This is a genomic window from Rothia mucilaginosa, assembly GCF_964210535.1.
Taxonomy (GTDB): domain Bacteria; phylum Actinomycetota; class Actinomycetes; order Actinomycetales; family Micrococcaceae; genus Rothia; species Rothia mucilaginosa_F.
The window spans coordinates 76,964-97,712 of the sequence record NZ_CAXOMR010000003.1 but is presented as its reverse complement, the minus strand read 5'-3'; the positions used below and the strand labels follow the sequence as shown (position 1 = coordinate 97,712).

The window sequence follows — 20,749 nt, the reverse complement described above, 5'->3', positions numbered from 1 at the left end:
GGCTGGAGGATGGGCGGTGAATGTGAAGCTGTGTGCGGCGGGGTATTAGCCCGCGGGCGGCTATAGCTAGCCGAGCTGAACCTTGCCCTCGCGCAGAGCGGTCAGCGCGTAGGACAGGTCGAGCGGGTACTCGCTGGTGAAGGTCACGCGCTCGCCGGTGCCGGGGTGGTCGAAGCCCAGACGGTGCGCGTGCAGCCACTGACGGGTCAGACCCAGTTCGGCGCTAAAGCGCGGATCGGCGCCGTAGGTCAGGTCACCGCAGCAGGGGTGGCGCAGCGCGGAGAAGTGCACACGAATCTGGTGGGTGCGACCGGTTTCCAGGTGCACCTCCACCAGGGATGCGGGGCCGAAGGCTTCGAGCACATCGTAGTGGGTGATGGAGTTACGGCCGTCCTCGACCACGGCGAACTTCCACTCGTTGCCGGGGTGGCGGCCGATGGGCGCGTCGATAGTGCCGCGCAGCGGGTCGGGCAGACCCTGCACGAGCGTGTGGTAGACCTTGTCCACGGTGCGTTCCTTGAAGGCTCGCTTGAGTTCGGTGTAGGCGCGTTCGCTGCGGGCTACGACCATCAGGCCGCTGGTGCCTACGTCCAGGCGGTGCACAATGCCCTGGCGCTCTGCCGCGCCGGAGGTAGCAACCGAAATGCCCTCGCCCATGAGCGCGGAGATGACGGTGGGGCCGTGCCAGCCGGGCGAGGGGTGCGCCGCCACGCCTGCGGGCTTGTCCACCACGACGATATCGTCGTCCAGGTGCACGATGCGGAAGCCGTCCACCTTTTCGGGGCGAATGTCCGCCAAATCGCGCGGTGCGGGTGCGTCCACGACGACCTCATCGCCCGCGGAAAGCTTGTAGGACTTGCCGATCTTCACGGCCTTGCCGTTGTTGGTGACGGTCACGTGGCCGTCACGAATCCACCCGGAGGTGCGGGTTCGGGGCGCGTCGAGTGCGCCGGCGAGCGCGGCGTCCAGGCGCATACCGGCAAGCGCGCCTTCAACGGTGAATTCGGCGCGGATGCGTGCCGTATCTTCTGCGGCGTTGGTGGTTTCGCTCATGCGGCTCTCCTTCGGGTGGTGTTATCTGGGGTGTCTGTGTGAAAACGTCTGTAAGCGCGTCTGTAGCCACGTGTATCGGCAACATAGCCGGGGCGGGGCGCTACTCGGAGCTCTTTTCGTCGGTGCTCTTATCCTCAGCCTGCACACGGGTTCCGTTGAGGTTCAGGCCCTTGAAGTTCAGTAGCACGATGAATGCCATGCACACGCAGATTGCGGAGTCTGCAATATTGAAAATTGCGAAGTTCGGCACGGAAATAAAGTCGACCACGTGGCCGGAGCCGAAGCCGGGCTCACGGAAGAGGCGGTCGAAGAGGTTGCCGCAGATACCGCCGAGCAGACCGCCCAGCGCGAGGGTCCAGGACAGGGCGCGGGTGCGGCGCAACAGGTAGAGCACCACGGCTGCGGCGGCAATCATGACGAGCGTGAAGATCCAGGTGACGTTCTCACCCATGCTGAATGCGGCACCGGAGTTACGAATCGAGTACCACCACAGCAACCCGTCGATGACGGTGATGCGCTCCCCCAACTGCATCTGGGTAACGACCAGGTATTTGGTGCCCTGGTCGATAGCGAATACGACGGCGGCGAGCACGAGCGCGAGGATCCCTGCGGAGCGAGCCGAAAGGATGCGCACGCGGCGACCAGTAGCTTCTTCGGCGGCGTTATCGGCTACCTGTGCGACTGAGGATTCAGCAGTCTTGGGGGTGTTGGTCATAGCTCTCCTCTAGTCTGTGCCGGTTGCTGCGGTCTGTGCCGGTTATTGCGCCTACGGTGCGGCGGCCCTACGGCGCGGAGGCCCCATGGTACGGAGGCCCCTGTTACGGAGGCGGAGTGCGCTCGCGTTCGATAGTGCCCCTCTAGCTTAGCAAATCGGGGTAGACCATCGAGTATCCGGCGGTGATGTGGCGGGTACTCTCCCCCGCTTCTCACGCTGGGTTATTGCACCGTGCCGGGCGGGTATGAGAATACCGCCCGGTTCTCTCCATCTTCCCCGGTGAATAGCGGCGGAAGAGAAAGAATCCGGGCGGCATACGCCTCAAAGCGTCGTGAGCTTATTCAAGCGAACTGCTTTATGCAGAAGCCTCGATAGACTTGAGGTTCTTCAGCTCCTGAACCTGTGCATCCAGGTGCTGCAGCAGCTTGGAGCGGTAACGGCTCTCGAAGCCGCGCAGAGCCTCAACAGCGATCTCCAGCTCTTCCTTCTCGTCGGTGAGGCGAGAGAGAACCTCTTCGCGCTGCTGCTGAGCTTCGCTCACCATAGCGTCTGCCTTCCTCTCTGCCTCTTCAATCAGTTCAGCCTTAGCCTTCTCGCCCTGTGCCACGTAGTCGTCGTGAACCTTCTGTGCCATAGCGAGCAGTGCCGCCGCGTCCTGAGGTGCAGCCGATGCAGCCGAGGACTGTGCGGGTGCCACAGCCGCTGCGGGGGAATCGGGAGCATTTGCGGAGAGCTGCTCAACCTGACGCTCCAGGGCATCACGATCGGAGTAGAGTGCGCGCAGTTCGACAACGAGCTCGTCCAGGAAGTCGTCGACCTCGTTGCGGTCGTAACCGGACTCTTCGGTTACAATCTTGAAGCTCTTAGTGATCAGGTCTTCGGGGGTGATTGCCATGGGCTTCTCCTCTGGGTATCCCTACGGGGTTTGGTGGTGATGTTGAGTGCCGCGGATTCACCAGCCAGATAGGGCGTGGCCCCAATATTTTAGGGTCCCGATGATTCAGGGCATGGTTATGCCGCGATGCAGTCGTTGGCACCAATTCTACTATTCTTTGGTTTCTGTGCCCGGTTATACGTCGGTTGAATCGTAAAATATTCGCTCTGCGCAAGGGTGGGATTCACCACGTGACGTATCCGCCCTAGTCCCTGCTATCCCCCTTATGTTTTCTGCCCTGCGGTGCATTTTGAGAAGGTTTTCGAGAAGGCATTGTGACGCTCCCCTGGCAGAGCCCAGGCACAGAATCCAGGTAGAACCCAGGCACAGAACACAGGCGCAGAACCCAAGCCCAAAACCTAAGCACAGAAAACCCCCGCTCTGCACTCAACCCGTGAACGGGTCAGGCAGGCGGGGGTCTATCGTTTGTGCTCGTCAGCTGTCGTCTCTTAGCGGGCAGGCGCTTACGAGAAGGCCGCGGTCATCCGCATCATGATGCTCAGCAGCAAAGACAACAGAACAATCAGAATCAGGAAGCCGGTGTCCAATGCAACGTTACCCACACGAACCGGCGGGATCAGGCGGCGCAACTGGTTCATCGGCCAGTCAGTCACCGCGTACACGCCGCTGGCGAAGAGCAACACAATGCCCTTGGGTCGCCACTCCGGTGCGAACATGCGCACCCAGTCAAAGAGCATGCGCAGTAGCATCGCAATGTAGAGAACGTAGACAACGATCGTAATGAGGGCGAAAATATAACCCATCTATCAGTCCTTAGCCCTGGTCGAAGGGGAATTCGCCGTCGGTCTCAAAGCCGGCGGGAACCTCAGAGTTAGCCACACCCAGAACCTCCAGGTTGGAGGGGGTCAGCAGGAACACCTTAGCGGTGACGCGCTCAATGCGGCCCTCCAGTGCGAATGCCAGACCGGATGCGAAGTCCACCAGGCGCTTTGCGTCTGCGTCAGGCATTTCTTCCACGTTCATAATCACGGGAATGTTCTCGCGGAATGCCTCACCAATGATCTTTGCGTCATTGTAGGAGCGGGGGTGGATAGTGGTGATGCGACGCAATTCGTCCTCTTCTTCCTCGTAACCGTAGGTGTATCCGTTGGTTTCTTCGGGCTCGTAGCCCTGTTCGTAGTAGCCGTCGTTGGAGTACGTATCGGCGTACTGCTCGGTGTATTCGGTATTCGGCACCGGGGTGTCCTCCCAATTGTCTGCGCTGGCATCGTCCCAAGTCTGTTCGGTTTCCGCCAGATCAGCTGTGGTTTCAGGTGTATGAGCGGTGGCGTGTGCCGCTGCATCTACGGCTGCTCGTCCGTCGGCAGGTTCTTCTGCGTCCAGATACTCGGTTTCTGTACCGTCATCGTAGCTATCAGCCTGCAGGTACTCTTCCTGTTCAGTATAGGCGGGTTCGTCCTGCAGATGGTAGGTTTCGCTCTGCGACTCGGCATCGCTGTACTGTGCCGAGCCGGGCAGTGCTGAGAGCCTGTTGGCGCTATCGGTCTTCTGCGCTGTAGCAGCCTGCCCTGCGGAGGCGTTCGCCTCCTTGCGGGTGTCAGCCTGCACAGCCTGCGGGGATTCTTCCGGCGTCGCCTCGGCGTCCTGGTATCGTTCCAGGCCGAGGAAACCCGCCAGACGGCTTTGCTTCGCCATGATTCTCTCGCTGTTCTTTGCTTGTGGTGTACAGGGTCTGCCGTGGTGCTTCGTCAGAAGGTGTGCGCGTGACGGTACGTCATGCACCGGCATGTATATATTACCAGCGCCCACCCCGCGCGGGCGGTCAGGGCACCGATGATTATGCCGCCGCCAGCAGACCCATCAGCTGAAAAGACTAACGGCTAAAGGGCCTAGAGCGCCGGACGCTTACCCATGATGTCGCTACCCACGCGCACGCAGGTCGAACCCCAACGCACCGCCGCCTCCAAATCCCCGCTCATGCCGGCGGAAATCTCGGTCGCGTGCGGCACCTGCTCACGCACCAGCGACGCCAAACCGTAAAGCTTCTCGAACGCCGCATCCGGGTTCATGCCCAGCGGCGCCACCGCCATCACACCGCCGCAGCGCAGATGCTCGTGATTCTCGATGCGCTCCACCAGCTCCAGCAGCTCGGAGGCGCTCGTACCACCGCGTGCGCCCTCGGCAGCGTGGCCAGCGGTCGCGACCTCCGCCAGGGACACCTGCACCAGGCAGGTCAGCGCACCATGCTCCGCCGCCGCGGGTGCGGGCGCCTCCCCCGCCTCAAAGCGGGAGAGCTGGTTTGCGTACGCCTTCGCCAGCGCATCCGCCAGGGAGGGGCGGTCCACCGAATGCACGCTGGAGGCGTACTTGACCACAGACTTCGCCTTGTTCGTCTGCAACTGGCCAATAAACGCCCAGTGCGGGGGCTGCACCTCACGCTGGGCGCAGTATGCGGCGAGCTCGCGAGCCTTCGCGCTCGCTTCCTGGTCGCGGTTCTCACCGAAGAGGGTCACTCCCCCATCCAGCAGTGCCGCCGCGTCGGAGGCGGGGAAGAACTTCGTGACCGTCACCAGCTGCACCGGGGCGCTCGCCTCGGTACGCACGGCGCTGTGGTCCTGCTCCGCGGCGCGGATACGCTCAAGCACGCGGCGGTAGTTCTGCAGCAGCTGCTCGGCACGTTCGGGAGTGTAGTGCAGGTTCTCTTCTACGTTCATTTCAGACATCTTCTCTCCTTCAGCGGCTCTATCTCTTTAGCGGCCCTATCTTTAGCAGCTCTAGGCGGCAGGCTCTGCCACCTTCTCAATCCACACCAGACCCGCAATACGGCCCGGCTTCTCACCGCGGTTCGTGAACCCGCGATGCGAATACACCTCGGGCTCCTCAAACGTGCACTGCGCACAGTCCATGCTCACCCGCACGCCCGCCTCCTCCAGCACGGCGCGGGCGCCGGCGGGCAGATCAAGACCGGGAGTCTGCTGGCTGGTCACCGAATGCACCTGCGGAATCAGCTCGGTGGATTCGGTGCGCATCGCCTCGGGCACCTCGTAGCAGCTACCGCAAATGCTCGGACCCAGCCAGGCGGTAATTTTCTCCGCACCGAGCTGACGCATCCGTTGCACGGTCTGCTGAAGCACGCCGTCAAGCAGGCCGCGGCGGCCAGCATGAGCCACCGCCAGGATCGGTTGCCAGTTCGCGACCCGCTCACCCACCAGCACCACGGGAATGCAGTCCGCCACCATAATCGCCAAGGGCACGCCCTCACTGCTAATCGCCGCATCGGCGACCGGGGAATTCTCCAGCACCGCGCGGGCACGCTCAACCGTACGCTCCTGCGGGGCACCGGGTGCGTAGGATTCCACCGCGTAGTCTTCCGGGTAGGCAATCTGCACGCCGTGCACCTGGTTCAGGTAGAAGAACGGCTCGGTACCCAGCGCCTCCTCCAGGGCGGCACGGTGGTTGAGGGTGCGCACCAGGGAGGCGTCCATACCGCCGCCGAGCTCATCGTCCACGTGCAAGCCCAGGTTGCCCGCCGCGCGGGAGGTGAAACCCACCCGCACACGCCAGGGGCCCAAGGTGCGGGTATCGGCAGCAGCAAGTAGCGGAGTTTTGGGAGCGTCGCTCATCATCTATTCCTTCATCAGGTGTCAGCAGGTATAACGGCGGGTATAGCAAAGGGGAGCCGAGAACAGCACAATGTGCGTGTTTCTCAGCTCCCCTATAGCTTCATAAGACTCTCAGCCGTGCAACGCCTAGGCGTTCACAGCCGGGCAGACTACTTCAGGAAGTCAGGGACATCCAGGGTGTCGCGGCGAGCCGGAGCTTCCTCCACAACCGGGGGAAGGTCAACGTCGAAGCCAGCAGCGCCGGTGGAAGCCGGAGCAGCAGCGGGTGCGTTGTAGCCGTAGCCGTTAGCAGCCGGAGCGGTGGAACCGCCGAAGGATGCCTGGGTGCGCTGAGCCTGAGTAGCCGCAGCAGTGGAAGCGTTGGAGTTGGTCTCCGGGTTCACTGCGTCGAAGCCAGCAGCAATCACGGTCACGCGAGCCTCATCGCCCAGTGCGTCGTCAATAACAGCACCGAAGATGATGTTTGCGTCGGGGTGAGCCACTTCCTGAACCAGGCGTGCAGCCTCGTTGATCTCGAACAGACCCAGGTCGGAGCCACCCTGAATGGACAGCAGAACGCCGTGTGCACCGTCGATGGATGCTTCCAGCAGCGGCGAAGCGATAGCCAGCTCAGCTGCCTTCACTGCGCGGTCCTCACCGGATGCCGAGCCGATACCCATCAGAGCCGAACCTGCACCCTGCATGACGGACTTAACGTCAGCGAAGTCAAGGTTGATCAGGCCGGGGGTGGTGATCAGGTCGGTAATGCCCTGCACACCGGAGAGCAGAACCTGGTCAGCGGACTTGAATGCGTCCAGCATGGAGACGTTGCGATCCGAAATCGACAGCAGTCGGTCGTTCGGAATAACGATCAGGGTATCAACCTCATCGCGCAGAGCAGCGATACCGGTCTCAGCCTGGTTGGAGCGGCGACGACCCTCGAAGGTGAAGGGGCGGGTCACCACACCAATGGTCAGGGCGCCGAGGGAGCGGGCAATACGTGCCACGACGGGCGCGCCACCGGTACCGGTGCCACCGCCCTCACCTGCGGTCACAAAGACCATGTCTGCGCCCTTGAGGACTTCCTCAATTTCCTGCGCGTGATCCTCGGCTGCCTGACGGCCAACCTCGGGGTTTGCGCCCGCGCCAAGACCGCGGGTCAGCTCACGACCAACGTCCAGCTTAACGTCTGCATCGGACATCAGCAGAGCCTGAGCGTCAGTGTTGATAGCAATGAACTCAACGCCGCGCAGACCAACCTCAATCATGCGGTTGACTGCGTTGACGCCACCGCCGCCGATACCAACGACCTTGATGACTGCCAAGTAGTTCTGGGGAGTTCCAGCGTCCATGTATTCCTCGATTGTTCCGTGTTCCAGCTTCGGAAGACCCGCAGCTTAATCTAAGCCTGAAGGTTTCCTCTAAAGAATGACTTTATCTGCTAGGATACCAAACTGTTTTTGTTGGTTCCTAGTCACACAGCGCAATTACCCCCTCTTTTTGCGGATTTCACACAAAAAGGGAGGATAAAGCGCCTGAATGGTTCCCCTAGCGGGTCACCGGTACGCGCGGGGCAGACACATCGTAGACGGTCACCTTCTGCGTCTGTGCTTCGGAAGATTTCTCCTCCTGGGCACGCTTGGCAATAGCCTGGCGCAGGGAGAGAAGAACCTTAGCCTTCAACTCGCTCTCTTCAGCGGTTCCCCACTGCACCGTAGTATTATCCCTCAAAGTTAGAGTGATACTTGAGGTTGAGGTAGCGCTGGCTTCCTTAACCTGAGCTAGAAGTTCAGAGGGCATCGCCGAAAGCGCCGTAGAAATGGTGTGGAATTCAGCCGAAGTCTGCGGGTCATCACCGCTGAAACGCACCAGCGGCACCGAGGTATCGGGCTGAGTTGCCGACTCCAGCAGGCTCACACCATCACTATCAACAGTATGGTACGTATCGCCCTGCTTCACAACCGCAACCGCGGTACGCTCCTTCAGAGTCACCACCAGCTCATGCGGTGGGCGGCTCTCCACCTGCACGCTACGAATCACGTTATCCTGCCCGATCAGCTCACGCACCTTCTTCTCGTCGATGCGAGTGAGCGGAACACCGCGCAGGGGCTCCAGCTTCTGCTCCACCTGAGTGGTCTCCAGCAGGGATGCGCCGCGCACCGTAATCTTCTGAGTCGCCAACAGGGGCGAGAAGAAGACCAGCACCACGTACAGCACCGCAATAATAGCCAGCGCCGAAGCAGTGTACAGCAGCTTGCGGGCACGGGTCAGAGGCGCACGCTCCTTACGGGGGCGTTCCTCAGCACGCAGACCGTCCAGGCCCGGATCCTGACGCAGACGCTCACGCTGAGCCTGGCGGCTCGCACGCTCGCGCTCCTTCTCAATCTCCGCGGCACGCTGCTGCTCACGCTCGGCACGCCAACGACCGAAACGGCTCGTGGGGCGAGGCTCTTCAGCTGTATTCTCCCCCGCCTTATCAGTGCTCTTGTCGGCGTTTTCCTCAGACTTCTGGGCGGCAGACTCTTCGCGAGACTCAGCAGAGGCCTTGGAGGAGCCAGGCTTCTTGTCAGAGCCCTTATCGCTGTCCTTGCCGGCGCTCTTCTCAGCCTGCACGGATGCAGCCTGAGCAGAGGCACCCTTGGCGGATGAAGTCTTCGACGAATAATCCTCAAACGCCTCAACATCAAACAGCTCAGGGGCATGCTCAACCTCAGACACGGTGCGACCGGTCATCAGCGCCGAACGCACCGAATCCTTCAGAGACTGCGCCGAAGAATGCACCGCCGCAGCGCTCTTCTGAGTAGAAGAATCAGCACCGTTCTGGGCGTGCGACTTATGCACCACCGGCTTACGCGGCGCATGGCGAACAGGGCTCGAAGACTGAGTAGCGGCTGCCTGGGCCGAGCCCTCGGAAGCGGTCGCCTTGGCGGGCTTCACCGCCTCCGCAGACTTCGTAGCCTCCGCAGCCTTGGTCGTCTTTGCCACCTGAGACTGAGCAGACTCAGCCTGCGCGGATTCGGCATGCTTAGCCTCAACCTGCGCATTCTCAGCTACCTGCTGGGCACGCAAACGAGCACGCGAACGCGGGGCCTTCGGCACGCGCGAGGAGGAATGCCCCTCCGAAGAGAGACCAGAACTCATCGGCACAGCCTAAGCCTCCGACTTCTTCGACTCGCCACCGTGACGAATCTGCAGGGACTCCAGCAGACGAGCACCCAAAGCGGTCACGTCACCGGCGCCAACGGTCATCACAATATCGCCGCTCTGAGCGCACGCCACGATGTCCTCAATAGCGCCCTCAGCGGTAGCGTAACGAACCTCAGAGAAACCAGCACCGGTAATCAGCTCACTGGTCACGCCCTCAATCGGCAGCTCACGAGCCGGGTAAATATCCAGCACATGAGCGCGGTCAGCCATCGACAGAGCCTGCGCGAACTCCTTCGCGAACTCGCGAGTACGCGAGAACAGGTGAGGCTGGAAAATCACGTACAGGTTGTGGCCATCAGCCACGGTACGACCGGTCTCCAAGGCACGGAACACCTCGGTCGGGTGATGCGCATAATCATCAAAGACCTTCACGCCGGCAACCTCACCGCGCAGGGTGAAGCGGCGGTCAGCACCCACAAACTCAGCCAGAGCGGGAGCAATATCGGCAGCCTCGTAACCAGAAATCAACGCCGAAGCAAAAGCCGCAGAAGCATTCAGCTGGTTGTGAATACCGGGCACCTTCAGAGCGATATCCTGCTCACCCTCATAACGCACGCCACGGCACTCAAAAGACCAGGACAGGTGCGACGACGAGGAAGAACCAGCGCTGGTAATCTCGCTAATGCGCAGGTCAGCATCCGCAGACTCACCGTAAGTCACCACAGGCACACCCGCCGCACGAGAACGAGCCGCAAGAGTAGCCGCGCCCGCATCATCAGCGCAGGTCACCACAACGCCGTTAGGAGCCAGCGAACCCACAAAACGGTTGAACGCCTCAAAGACACGCTCATCCGTCTCATAGAAATCCAGGTGGTCCGGCTCAACGTTCGTCACCACAGCAATCGCCGGGCGGTAACGAACAAACGAGCCGTCCGACTCATCAGCCTCAGCCACAAAAATCGACTCCGGACCCTGAGCGCCCAGGTGAGCGTTCGTGCCGCGACCAGCAATCACGGTGCCCACCGCAAACGACGGGTCAGCACCCAGCTGATCAAACATCACAGAAATCATGGAGCTAGTCGTGCTCTTACCGTGAGTACCGGCAACAGCAACCACCTGAGACTCACCCATCACAGCGGCAAGCGCCTCAGAACGATGCAGTACAGGCAGACCCTGCGCACGAGCGGCAACAAGCTCCGGGTTATCCTCACGAATCGCAGTAGAAATCACCACGGTATCAACGTCCACAATGTTCTCAGCCTGCTGAGGAACACCCACACGAGCACCCGCAGCACGCAAAGACTCAACAGTAGCCGACTCGGCACGATCCGAACCGCTCACCGTCACACCAGCCTGCAGCATCAGAGCGGCAATAGCGCTCATACCCGCGCCACCAATACCGATGAAGTGTACACGGCCCAACTCGCTCATCTTCGCACGCTCAGGGAACGGCGGGTTCAGCGGTGCCGGCAACACCATCTCAAGATTCATCAATTCAGTCATTACTTCTCAGCTGCCTTCAATACTGCTTCAGCCATAACGCGCGCCGCGTCACGGATACCAAGTTCATACGCCGCAGCGCCCATGCGCTCCAGCTCCTCCGGGTTCGCCATAAGAGCCGGAATCTCACGGGCAAACCACTCACCGGTGACTTCTGCATCCTTCACCAGCAGAGCCGCAGACGCCTCCACCAGAGAACGAGCATTCAGAGCCTGCTCACCGTTACCAATGGGAAGCGGCACAAAAATCGCGGGAACACCCACCGCAGCAACCTCACTCACGGTCGCCGCGCCCGAACGCACCAGCAGAAGATCAGCGGCAGCATACACATCCTGCATGCCATTGCTGAACTCAATCTGACGGTAATTCGGGGCGCTCAACAGCTCACCGTTCTCATCCAGAACAGCCTTACCCTTACCGGTAATGTGCAGAATCTGGAAATCCCACTCCGCAAAGTGGTCACGGCACGCCGCCACCGCATTATTCAGGCTCAACGCACCCAGCGAACCGCCGGTCACAATCACGGTCGGCTTCTGCGGGTCCAAGCCCAGGTTACGGCGAGCCTTCGAACGGTGCGCGTCGCGGTTCAGGTAGGCAATCTCGTCCTTCATGGGCATGCCCACCAGGGTTGCGCGCGGGAACGGAGTATTAGGGAACGCCACACCGGTGAACTTCGCGAACGAACCACCCAGGCGGTTCGCCAAACCGGGCTTCGCATTCGCCTCATGAATCACCACGGGAATCTTAGCGCTCAACGCCGACAGATACGCCGGCGGGCACACGTAGCCGCCCACGCCAACAACCACATCTGCATCTGCTTCCTTGAGGATGCGGCGGGTCTTCGACAGGCCACCAAAGAACTTAGCGGGGAAAGCAAAAGCGGCACGGTTAATGCTACGAGGGAACGCCGCGCGAGGAATAAACTCAATATCGAAGCCGGCCGCCGGAACCAGGTCGGCTTCCATCTTGTCGGCGGTGCCCAGCATCAGAATCTTGGCGTTCGGTTCAAGGTCGCGAACGGCGCGGGCAATCGCAAGCATCGGATTAATGTGACCGGCGGTGCCACCACCGGCGAAGACTATAGAGGGTGCCTTCTTCGTCATAGGTCTCTCTCCCAATACATCGGTACAGCATCATTTTACGCTATCGCACCTGTTCAATAGAGCGCCCCCGCCATTGAGCTATGACTCAACGGCGAGGGCGTTATCTCTTATTCAGCGCATATTCATCACCGGCGGAAGCGCAACCCACAGCCCCGCTCCCCCGAACGCCAGCTCTCACGATGCCGGCTACACAGGGTGGGTTCCGCTGGGTTTAGCCCTGCTTACGGGTGCCCCGCTGAGCTGAGTTCCGAGCCGCGCCCTGAGCCGGACGCTGCTGAGCGCCGTTCTTCTGCGCGGCCTTTGCCTGAGCACCCTTTACCTGAGCACTCTGTCGCGGCGTTGCCTGACGCTGAGCACCCTGTCGCTGGGCGCGACGCTGACGGTCCTCCGGATGCAACGGCTGCAAGCCCGCAGGCAACGAACCCGACGGACGGTGCTGCGCGGTACGAGGTTGGGTTGCTCGCTTCTGAGCAGCAGGCTGCTGAGCATTACGCGGCTGCGCGGCGCGCTTCTGCGCGGGTTGCTTCGGAGCCGCGGGCTTCTGGGCAGGTGCCTTCTGGGCGGGGCGAGCCTGAGCGGGCTTACCCTGACCGGTACGCGACTGAGAAGCACGAGCCTGAGCGGGTGCCTGCTTCGAAGCAGGCTTCTTCGCGGGAGCATCAGCCGAAGATACAGGCTTCTGAGCCGACCTCTTCGGAGCACTCTTCTGCTGAGCTGCCTTATCCTGAGCTGCCTTATCCTGAGCTACCTTGTCCTGAGCCGCCTTCACGCGGGCAGTTTCTTCACGAGCCAGACGCGCCTCCTCGCGAGCACGACGAGCCTCTTCACGAGCCTGAGCCGCCTCACGGCGAGCCTGCTCCTGTTCCTGACGCTCCTGCTCCCGAGCCTGGCGTTCCTGCTCCTTCTGCTGTTCACGAGCCATACGAGCCAGCTCACGCTGCTGATCCGGGGCAAAACCCAACCAGCGGTGCAATGCGCTCTCCGGGCCAAAAACAATCTTCAAAGGATTATGTTCCTTCAACAGGTGGCCACCGGCAGCCGCACGAGCCGCTTCCTCCTGATCCAGTACATCCTGCAACGGAATACGACGCTTCCAATCAGCATTCGCACGACGAACCTCACGCGCGCTCTGATTCTCAATATTCGACGGTGCCGTCGCGCCACGCAACGGAGTCTGCCGCGCAAACGCCAACAACAAACCCGCCGCAAACAACGACGACAACAGCGACGAACCACCGTACGAAACAAACGGCAGAGGCACACCAATCACCGGCAAAAGACGGGACACCATGCCCATATTGATAATCGCCTGAGAGGTCAGCCAAATCATGATGCCGCCCGTCGCCAAACGCACCAGCGGATCAGTAGTGCGCAGCATAATCCGGACCGCGCAATACACCAGACCCACGTACAGCAGCAGAACCGCCAGCGTACCCAGCAGACCCAGCTCCTCACCAATAATGGCGAAAATGTAGTCGTTATGAGCCTCAGCCAGGTAGTTGTACTTCTGACGCGACTGACCCAGACCAACACCCAGGAAACCACCGGTCGCCAACGCCACCTCACCAGAATTCGCCTGGTCACAGTTAGCGTTCGTACACGAACCCCAAATACCGAAAATACGAGCCACACGGTTCGCGCTACTGAGCACACCCACCAGCGCCAACACCGCAAACGCGCCGCCAATCCTCAGCAACGAGCTACGAGAAGCACCCGCCAGCCACATCATGCCCACAAAGATGAAGCCATACACCATGGCGGTACCCATGTCACCGCCGAGCATAATCAGCAGAACCAGGGCGCCCACACCATAAATCGAAGGGAACAGCGTACGCCAAATACTGCGAGAAATATCGCCGTGGCGGCTGTACACCCACGCCAGCCACATAATAATCGCCAGCTTCGAAAACTCCGACGGCTGAATCTGTACTGGGCCGAGCTTCAACCAGTTACGGTTACCGTTCACCTCAACGCCGACAACCACCACAGCAAGCTGCATGACCAAAGCGGCAATGAGCATCGCGTTCACCACAAACTCCTTGTGGTACCACCCCACCGGGATACGCGTAATACCCGCCATTGCGAGAACGCCCATGACCAAGAACATGATCTGGAAAGAAACCTGCGAGAACGGCGACTGGCCCTGCGAAATCATCGTGACGCTCGAAGCCGACAGCACCATGATGCAGCCAAAAATAGCCAGACCAAGGGTCGTCACCAGCAGCATCACAGGTACATCCCACAGGTCAGCCTTCAAACCACGACGGTACAGCCTACCGGCACGAGCACGGAACGGCGCAGAGAAATCCTCCAAACCGGCTCGCGAAGACGCCCAACGGCCACTCGTAGTCGAACGCGCCGAAGAAGCCGAACGCTCCGAAGATGCGCTGGTACTCACATGCCCTCCTATAGGCCTCAACTGCCACGAATCCGTCGTGGCGAATACACGAAAAAGGTTCAGGGGTGGGACACCATTACCATCCCACCCCCGAGAAGAACCCGCAGAAAGCACCCCGGTCACCCGAAGCACCCTCTGTAGGCAACGTCCTAAGAGTCTGCCAGCTGGGCGGCGACAGCGTTCGCAAACGCATCACCGCGCACCGCATAATTCTTGAACTGGTCCATCGACGCAGACGCGGGAGCCATCAGCACGGTATCCCCCGGATGCGCTAGCTCAGCAGCCTTCGCAACAGCCGCGTTCATCACGGCAACACCATCCGAAGAATCAGCCACAGCGGCGGTCATATTGTAGGTCGGAACCTGCGGAGCGTGGTTAGCCAACGCCGACTTCAACGCCGCAGTATCGGTACCGATAATCAGCACAGCCTTCAGACGCTGAGCGTGAGCAGCAATCAGCTCATCGTACTCAACGCCCTTCGACAGGCCACCAGCAATCCACACCAGCGAGGGGTAACCGCTCATCGAAGCATTCGCGGCGTGAGGATTCGTAGCCTTCGAATCGTTCACCCACATGATGTCGTTCGCGTAGCCCACCAGCTGATTGCGGTGCGCACCGGTCTTGAAGGAACGCAGGCCAGCGCCCACAGCCTTCGGGTCAATATCAGCCGCACGGCACAGCGCCGCAGCCGCCAGGGCATTCTCCACGGTGTGCTTTGCGGGCATCTTACCGGGTGCCGGAGCGAGATCCTCCAGAACCGCCAGCTCATACGCCTCGTTGTAACGGTTCTTCAGGAAGGCACGGTCCACCATGATGTCCTCAGCCAGGCCGAGCATCGACACGGAGGGCATCTCAGTGGAGCTGAAGCCAATCGCGCGAGCGCCCTCAATAACGTCCGCGTTCTCAACCATGCGCAGGGTGTCTACGTGGTCGGTGTTGAAGATGCAGGCGACCTGAGTGTGTTCGTACACGCGAGCCTTATCAGCCTTGTAGCCGTCGAAGGAGCCGTGCCAGTCCACGTGATCCTCAGCGATGTTCAGAACCACCGAAGCGTACGGGGACATCGAGTAGGTCCAGTGCAGCTGGAAGCTGGACAGCTCCACCGCGAAGAATTCATAGGGCTCATCGTCTGCAATGGCGTACACGATGGGCATGCCCACGTTACCCACCTGAATAGACTTCTTACCGGCAGCCTTCAGGATGGAATCGACCATGCCCACGGTGGTGGTCTTACCGTTCGTACCGGTCAGGCACAGCCACTTGGGAGTCGGGCGGTCGTTGCGCTCATTCAGGCGCCACGCCAGCTCCACATCGCCCCAAATCTGGATGCGACGCTCATACGCGTCCAGCATGACCGGGTGGTCGGGACGCACGCCCGGGGAGGTCACCACAAGCTCGGGTTCCTGACCGTCCACCGGGGGCAGTGCGCGCATGTGCTCGGGACCGAACAGGCCCTCAACGTTGCCGTAGGCGTTAGCGTACAGGTCGATGCGTTCACGCTTCTCCGGGGTATCAGCCCCGTCGATGACAACGATCTTCGCACCCAGCTGGGCGAGCACATCGGTCACAGCGTCGCCGCTGGTACCCATGCCCACCACGACCACGCGCAGGTTAGCCCAGGGCGCACCCCAGTGAGTCAGCTCCGCGAGGCGCTCGTTCTCATACACCGGGTTCACCGCAATAGCGGCGGCGTTCGCTTCAATGCGAGCTGTATCCGGCTGTTCATTAGTTGACATTAGTGAATCACTCCAGAAGTCTGCGAGAACCAGTCACCGAAGAACAGCGCCAGGGCAACGAGCACGCAGAGGGCGTTAACAACCCAGAGGCGGAACACGGAGTTCACTTCGCCGCTGCTGACGGTACCGGGGGCAATGCCTCGCTTATCAATTGAGTATTTGCCGTTGACGCCGACCTTCTCCATGTGGTGGTGGAAGGGGGTCATACGGAAGTAACGGTGCGCGTGCAGGGGCTTCTCCCCCGCTGCGACCGAACGCTTACGGCTGGTCTTGAACACGAACTTCTGCACAATCACAGAGAACACTTCCAGCACGGGAATCAGAGCGATGACCAGCAGAAGCAGCTCGGTGCGGGTGAACAGCGCGAAAGCAACCATTGCGCCACCGAGCGCCAGGGAACCGGAGTCGCCCATGAAGATCTGTGCCTTCGACACGTTCCACCAGAGGAAGCCAGCCAGCGAACCCACCAGGGATGCGGCAATCAGCGCCAGTGAACCGGGGTCGCGCACATCGTAGCAGGCGGTGCCAGCGCCAGCGGAGCAGGCGTGTACGTACTGCCAGATGCTGATGGTCAGGTAGCCGGAGAAGATGGTCATCATGATGCCGCCAGCCAGGCCATCCAGACCATCGGTGAAGTTCACCGCGTTCGTACCGGACAGGGAGATGAGGGTAATCCAACCAACCAGCAGGATGGAGCCGAAGACCGCGCCCGCCGCGAACAGGTCAATGGGCAGGTCACGTACGAAAGAGATGGCGGTCGACGCCGGACGAGCACCCGACTCATTCGGGAACTGGAACGCCAGGTACGCAAAGGGCAGGGTCACGCCCAGAAGACCAATGGTCTTCTGCTTCTCGGTCAGGCCCTCGTTGCCCTTATTGCGGAACTTCATGATGTCGTCCGCCGCGCCCACACCGAGCATGCCCAGGGTGAAGGCGATGGTCAGCCACGCGGTAGCGGTCGGTACCGGCGCGGTACCGAAGAGCAGCGCGCTCACCGCCAGGGTCAAGAAGTAGGCGAGAATCGCCGCGGGGATGAAAATCAGACCCGCCATGGTGGGGGTGCCCGCCTTATGCTGGTGGGCTGCCGGGCCTTCCTCACGGATGAGCTGGCCAAGCTTCAGAGACTTCATCTTCTTGATGAACACCGGCAGCGCGGTGAGGGAGATGAGGAATCCGAAGATTCCAGCAATCAGCACGGTAATCATAAAGCGCTACCCTTCGTTCGTGGTCTGTTCGGTCGAAGTACGGTCGCCGTTAGCGGTGCCGTCCAGGTGAGCGGCAAGGTGGTCGCTCAAATCGGTGGTTTCAACAAAGTCACCGGCAGAAAGCCAGGTCGGTGCCTGCTCTTCCTCAGCACCGAAGGTGTACTCGGCGAAAGCAACCTGGTCACCCAGAATGCCCAGCTTCGCGCCGTTCGAGGACTTGAAAAGCACAATGTCACCGGGGCGAACCTCGGCGCGCAGAATCTGCTCTGCCTCTTCCGGGGTCTTCACCCAGGTCGCCTCGTTACCCCAGGAGCCTTCCAGGTGAGCCGCATTGTAGATGGGCTTCGTCTCGTCGCCCACAGCAATCAGCTTGGAAATGTTCATGCGCACCACGAGGCGTCCGATGCGGTCGTGCTCCTCCACGGAGGCGTCACCGAGCTCCAGCATGGCGCCCAGAACAGCCCAGGTGCGGTGCGGCTGACCAGTCGCAGGGTCAACGGTGCGGCCCAGCTGCGCCAGAGTGCGCAGTGCAGCCGCCATCGACTCGGGGTTCGCGTTGTAGGCGTCGTTAATGACGGTCACGCCATCAGCGCGGTCGGTGCGCGCCATACGCCACTTCGAAGCTGCCGCTGCCTTATTGAGCGCGCGCGCAATCTTCTCACCGGAAATACCGCTGTTGTAGGCGACAGTCGCCGCAGCCAGCAGGTTGTGCACGTGGTGCTCACCAATCAGCTGCGAGGAAATCTCGTACTCGCTACCGTCGGGCAGGCGCAGAGTGAACTCGGGGCAGCCTGCGTCGGTGGTGCGCAGGTTCAGCGCCGCCACGTAGCGTTCGTAGGGCTGGCCGTTCGCGCCGGTCTTCTCACCCACGCCGAAGTAAGTAATGGGGGCAACCGAACGCGACGCCATGCGCAGCACGCGCTCATCGTCAGCGTTCAGCGCCAGGGAACCGGTCGGCTGAACACCCTCAGCCAGCTCGCCCTTGGTGCGCTCAATATTATCCACGCCGCCGAACTCGCCAGCATGCGCGGTACCAACCTTCAAGATTGCACCGTGATCGGGATGCGCAATATTCGCCAGGTACTCGATGTTGCCCACGTGGTCGGCACCCATCTCAATGACCAGGTAGCGGGTAGACTCATCCGCACGGAAAACGGTCAGGGGCACGCCCACTTCACTGTTGTAGGAGCCAACCGGGGCAACGGTCGGGCCCTCCGGGGTGAAAATGGCGGCAAGAAGGTCCTTGGTGGTGGTCTTACCGGCTGAACCGGTAATACCGATAACGGTCAGCTCACCCTGAGCGCGCATCTGCTCAATGGAATAGCGTGCCAAATCGCCCATCGCCAGCACCACATCGGGCACTTGGATGCTCGGATAGGGCACGCCCTGCTCGTCGAGTACTTCACGCTCGACCAGCGCCAGGGTCGCGCCCCTCTCAAACGCCATGGGGATGAACCTGTGGCCGTCAGTGACCGCGCCGGGCTTCGCCACGAACAGGGTACCGGTCTGCACCTCACGGGAGTCGGTGGTGGCGAAGTCTGCGTACACCTGCTCCTCACGGCCCTCCAGGCCGATAGCGGTGCCGCCGGTTGCCTCAATAATCTGGGCGGCGCTGAGCTTAATCATTCTTCACCATACCTTCAGCGGTCTTAGAGTCACTTTCATCGAGCATGCGCTGGTAGTCAGGCAGAATCTCGAAACCGTGCGCACGCAGGGCACGGGCGGTTTCAACGCGGTCGTCCAGGGCGATGTCCACGCCGGCAACATCCTGCTCGGTCTCGTGACCGCGGCCAGCAATCAGGATGGCGTCGTGCTCGCCCGCCAGGGCAATCGCCGCATCAATAGCAGCCGCACGCGGAGAAATATTCAGAATCTGGGTGGCACGGCGGTTCTCAGCCTTCTGCGCGCCCTCCTCAACGGCGGCACGAATCGGAGCCGGGTCCTCACCGTGCGGGTCGTCATCAGTCACGATGACAATGTCGGCATTCTGCGCAGCAATCGCACCCATAATCGGGCGCTTCAGCTGGTCACGCTCACCGGTCGCACCAAACACAATCATGACCTTACCGTCGCCGGGGCGATCCATCGCTTCCAGGGCGCGGGTCAGGCCGTCCGGGTTGTGCGCAAAGTCCACAATCGCGTGCGGAGCCAAAGAAATCAGCTGCATACGGCCCGGAACCACCGGAGTCAGAGCCGAACCGGACGCCAGCTCGGGCAGCAGACGCTCACGCTCAGCGGAGTCAGTGTCCAGGTACGCCATGAGAGCCGCCAGCGCAGCATTCGAAACGTTAAAGTCAGCGGGCAGACCGGTGTAGCATTCAACGCTCTCACCGGCGCCATTCGCCACGTGGAAGCGGTGGCCCAGGCCCTCACGCTGGACCTTCACCACAGCCCAGTCGCGGGGACCGAACTCTGCGGGCACCTCATCCAGACCGGCACCGCGGGCAGTCACCAGACGGTGAACCTGCTCAGCACCCATCTGCTCGCAAGCGGCGGCGAACATCTTCTCGCCCCACTCATCATCAGCAGTAATCACCGCAAGCTCTGCGCGTTCGGGGGTGAACAGCTGAGCCTTCGAGTCGAAGTAGTGCTCCATGGTGCCGTGCAGATCCAGGTGATCCTGGGTCAGGTTCGTGAAGCCAGCAACCGCATACTTCACGCCGTCCACACGGTGGTAATCAATCGCGTGCGAGGACACCTCCATCGCCGCGCAACGCACCTGCTGCTGGCCCATGATCGTCAGCAGCGAATGCACGTGGGGAGATTCCGGGGTGGTCATCTTCGAAGGAACAGACACGCCATCAACCAGAATCTGAATCGTGCCAATCAGACCGGTCTTCACACCCAGGCCGGTGCGGAACACCGACTCCAGCATGTACGTGGAAGTGGTCTTACCATTCGTACCGGTCACCGCGTAACGGTGGGTAGCGGGGAACGACGCCGAACCATAAATCAGCGCAGCCAACGGACCAACGTACTCGCGCAGGTTCTCAGTCACCAGGACAGGCACCGGCGCCTCACCCAGCAGTTGCGCACCGGCAGCATCCGTCAAAATAGCGGAAGCACCCAGCTTCAACGCAGCATCAGCAAACTGCGCACCGTGCACCTTCGCACCGGGCAGAGCCACGTACAGGTCCTGCGGGCGAACACCTCGGGAGTCCATGCTGATACCTGTGACCTCAACAGAATCACCGGATTCAGAACCCTGAACGCCACTAGCCGGCTGGGCACTCACCTGAGCACCCAATCCCTGCAGATGTTCGCGAAGGTGCGCCAAACTCACCGGGCGCACAGCATTCGGGCGCAGAGTCTGAGCGTCGCCGCCCAGCAGGTTCTGGCCGGGTGCGTGAGATGCGGTATCCATCGTCCTTCTTTCCTCTCCGCTGTCCGAAGCG

At 61.1% G+C, this 20,749-nt stretch carries 15 protein-coding genes and 1 pseudogene; all 16 read right to left on the bottom strand.

The window, feature by feature from the left end:
* Positions 1-66: 66 nt before the first annotated feature.
* Positions 67-1,053 carry an RluA family pseudouridine synthase gene (locus AB8C10_RS02235; protein WP_368866699.1) on the bottom strand — a complete coding sequence of 329 codons (987 nt, stop codon included), beginning with the start codon at positions 1,051-1,053 and terminating at the stop codon, positions 67-69.
* A 100-nt stretch (positions 1,054-1,153) separates the two neighbouring features.
* Positions 1,154-1,768, bottom strand: coding sequence for a signal peptidase II (gene lspA, locus AB8C10_RS02230; RefSeq protein ID WP_368866698.1), 615 nt, complete (start codon positions 1,766-1,768; stop codon positions 1,154-1,156).
* Positions 1,769-2,123: 355 nt separating this feature from the next.
* Positions 2,124-2,663, bottom strand: a complete 540-nt coding sequence (locus tag AB8C10_RS02225) for a DivIVA domain-containing protein (protein ID WP_294602710.1) — start codon at positions 2,661-2,663, stop codon at positions 2,124-2,126.
* A gap of 503 nt (positions 2,664-3,166) precedes the next feature.
* Positions 3,167-3,466 carry a YggT family protein gene (locus AB8C10_RS02220; protein WP_049326900.1) on the bottom strand — a complete coding sequence of 100 codons (300 nt, stop codon included), beginning with the start codon at positions 3,464-3,466 and terminating at the stop codon, positions 3,167-3,169.
* Between the two features lie 10 nt (positions 3,467-3,476).
* Positions 3,477-3,788 (bottom strand): annotated as a pseudogene (locus AB8C10_RS02215) (cell division protein SepF); the annotation flags it as partial.
* A 764-nt stretch (positions 3,789-4,552) separates the two neighbouring features.
* Positions 4,553-5,386 carry a YggS family pyridoxal phosphate-dependent enzyme gene (locus AB8C10_RS02210; protein ID WP_070667246.1) on the bottom strand — a complete coding sequence of 278 codons (834 nt, stop codon included), beginning with the start codon at positions 5,384-5,386 and terminating at the stop codon, positions 4,553-4,555.
* Between the two features lie 51 nt (positions 5,387-5,437).
* Positions 5,438-6,286: a polyphenol oxidase family protein gene (locus AB8C10_RS02205; protein ID WP_439958517.1), complete on the bottom strand. Its 849-nt coding sequence runs from the start codon at positions 6,284-6,286 to the stop codon at positions 5,438-5,440.
* A 149-nt stretch (positions 6,287-6,435) separates the two neighbouring features.
* Positions 6,436-7,617: a cell division protein FtsZ gene (gene ftsZ / locus AB8C10_RS02200; RefSeq protein WP_005506541.1), complete on the bottom strand. Its 1,182-nt coding sequence runs from the start codon at positions 7,615-7,617 to the stop codon at positions 6,436-6,438.
* 196 nt (positions 7,618-7,813) lie between these two features.
* The gene (locus AB8C10_RS02195; RefSeq protein WP_368866696.1) at positions 7,814-9,406 is read right to left on the bottom strand and encodes a cell division protein FtsQ/DivIB; all 1,593 of its coding nucleotides are present in this window, start codon (positions 9,404-9,406) and stop codon (positions 7,814-7,816) included.
* 9 nt (positions 9,407-9,415) lie between these two features.
* Complete coding sequence (gene murC / locus AB8C10_RS02190) at positions 9,416-10,915, bottom strand: UDP-N-acetylmuramate--L-alanine ligase (protein WP_368866695.1); 1,500 nt, start codon at positions 10,913-10,915, stop codon at positions 9,416-9,418.
* Positions 10,915-12,015 (bottom strand): undecaprenyldiphospho-muramoylpentapeptide beta-N-acetylglucosaminyltransferase, encoded by a 1,101-nt coding sequence (murG, locus tag AB8C10_RS02185; protein ID WP_314657988.1) that lies wholly within the window; start codon positions 12,013-12,015, stop codon positions 10,915-10,917. The genes murC and murG overlap by 1 nt, the downstream gene beginning before the upstream one ends.
* A gap of 211 nt (positions 12,016-12,226) precedes the next feature.
* Complete coding sequence (locus AB8C10_RS02180) at positions 12,227-14,413, bottom strand: FtsW/RodA/SpoVE family cell cycle protein (protein ID WP_368866694.1); 2,187 nt, start codon at positions 14,411-14,413, stop codon at positions 12,227-12,229.
* A gap of 149 nt (positions 14,414-14,562) precedes the next feature.
* Entirely contained in the window at positions 14,563-16,149 is a 1,587-nt protein-coding gene (gene murD / locus AB8C10_RS02175) for a UDP-N-acetylmuramoyl-L-alanine--D-glutamate ligase (RefSeq protein WP_368866693.1), read from the bottom strand.
* On the bottom strand, positions 16,149-17,354 hold the full coding sequence (mraY, locus tag AB8C10_RS02170) for a phospho-N-acetylmuramoyl-pentapeptide-transferase (RefSeq protein WP_005507747.1): 1,206 nt from the start codon (positions 17,352-17,354) through the stop codon (positions 16,149-16,151). Before mraY ends, murD begins: the two co-directional genes overlap by 1 nt.
* A gap of 6 nt (positions 17,355-17,360) precedes the next feature.
* Complete coding sequence (locus AB8C10_RS02165) at positions 17,361-18,980, bottom strand: UDP-N-acetylmuramoyl-tripeptide--D-alanyl-D-alanine ligase (protein ID WP_368866692.1); 1,620 nt, start codon at positions 18,978-18,980, stop codon at positions 17,361-17,363.
* The gene (locus tag AB8C10_RS02160) at positions 18,973-20,718 is read right to left on the bottom strand and encodes a Mur ligase family protein (RefSeq protein WP_368866691.1); all 1,746 of its coding nucleotides are present in this window, start codon (positions 20,716-20,718) and stop codon (positions 18,973-18,975) included. Before AB8C10_RS02160 ends, AB8C10_RS02165 begins: the two co-directional genes overlap by 8 nt.
* Between the last annotated feature and the right edge of the window lie 31 nt (positions 20,719-20,749).

Bases quoted from the DNA above. Each gene is read 5' to 3' on its own strand.
- AB8C10_RS02235 (WP_368866699.1), bottom strand. From the start codon at position 1,053: ATGAGCGAAACCACCAACGCCGCAGAAGATACGGCACGCATCCGCGCC.
- AB8C10_RS02225 (WP_294602710.1), bottom strand. From the start codon at position 2,663: ATGGCAATCACCCCCGAAGACCTGATCACTAAGAGCTTCAAGATTGTA.
- murC (WP_368866695.1), bottom strand. From the start codon at position 10,915: ATGACTGAATTGATGAATCTTGAGATGGTGTTGCCGGCACCGCTGAAC.
- ftsZ (WP_005506541.1), bottom strand. From the start codon at position 7,617: ATGGACGCTGGAACTCCCCAGAACTACTTGGCAGTCATCAAGGTCGTT.
- AB8C10_RS02205 (WP_439958517.1), bottom strand. From the start codon at position 6,286: ATGAGCGACGCTCCCAAAACTCCGCTACTTGCTGCTGCCGATACCCGC.
- lspA (WP_368866698.1), bottom strand. From the start codon at position 1,768: ATGACCAACACCCCCAAGACTGCTGAATCCTCAGTCGCACAGGTAGCC.
- AB8C10_RS02160 (WP_368866691.1), bottom strand. From the start codon at position 20,718: ATGGATACCGCATCTCACGCACCCGGCCAGAACCTGCTGGGCGGCGAC.
- AB8C10_RS02195 (WP_368866696.1), bottom strand. From the start codon at position 9,406: ATGAGTTCTGGTCTCTCTTCGGAGGGGCATTCCTCCTCGCGCGTGCCG.
- murG (WP_314657988.1), bottom strand. From the start codon at position 12,015: ATGACGAAGAAGGCACCCTCTATAGTCTTCGCCGGTGGTGGCACCGCC.
- AB8C10_RS02210 (WP_070667246.1), bottom strand. From the start codon at position 5,386: ATGTCTGAAATGAACGTAGAAGAGAACCTGCACTACACTCCCGAACGT.
- murD (WP_368866693.1), bottom strand. From the start codon at position 16,149: ATGTCAACTAATGAACAGCCGGATACAGCTCGCATTGAAGCGAACGCC.
- AB8C10_RS02165 (WP_368866692.1), bottom strand. From the start codon at position 18,980: ATGATTAAGCTCAGCGCCGCCCAGATTATTGAGGCAACCGGCGGCACC.
- AB8C10_RS02220 (WP_049326900.1), bottom strand. From the start codon at position 3,466: ATGGGTTATATTTTCGCCCTCATTACGATCGTTGTCTACGTTCTCTAC.
- mraY (WP_005507747.1), bottom strand. From the start codon at position 17,354: ATGATTACCGTGCTGATTGCTGGAATCTTCGGATTCCTCATCTCCCTC.